Annotated in this window: 3 tRNA genes; all 3 read left to right on the plus strand. The window is 51.6% G+C overall.

Annotation, left to right across the window (positions count from 1 at the left end):
* Position 1 precedes the first annotated feature (1 nt).
* The 3 genes from ACVA53_RS25055 to ACVA53_RS25065 all read left to right on the plus strand — a co-directional run bounded on the left by ACVA53_RS25055 (position 2) and on the right by ACVA53_RS25065 (position 322).
* A tRNA-Gly gene (locus ACVA53_RS25055) sits at positions 2-77 on the plus strand.
* A 68-nt stretch (positions 78-145) separates the two neighbouring features.
* Positions 146-222: transfer RNA gene (locus tag ACVA53_RS25060), tRNA-Met, on the plus strand.
* 24 nt (positions 223-246) lie between these two features.
* Positions 247-322, plus strand: a tRNA-Gly gene (locus tag ACVA53_RS25065).

Genomic DNA, 322 nt, shown 5'->3' on the forward strand with positions numbered 1-322 from the left:
TGCGACACTAGCTCAGCTGGTAGAGCGCAACCTTGCCAAGGTTGAGGTCACGAGTTCGAACCTCGTGTGTCGCTCCAGGTTGGTTTTATTGCTAAGGCGATAAAACATAGTTGTTACCGTACTTTAACGGTGAGTATAAATCGGACGCGGGATGGAGCAGCTTGGTAGCTCGTCGGGCTCATAACCCGAAGGTCGTTGGTTCAAATCCAGCTCCCGCAACCAATTTACTTGTTGAGATACAAGCATGCGACACTAGCTCAGCTGGTAGAGCGCAACCTTGCCAAGGTTGAGGTCACGAGTTCGAACCTCGTGTGTCGCTCCA

It is taken from the genome of Photobacterium sp. DNB23_23_1 (assembly GCF_052873815.1).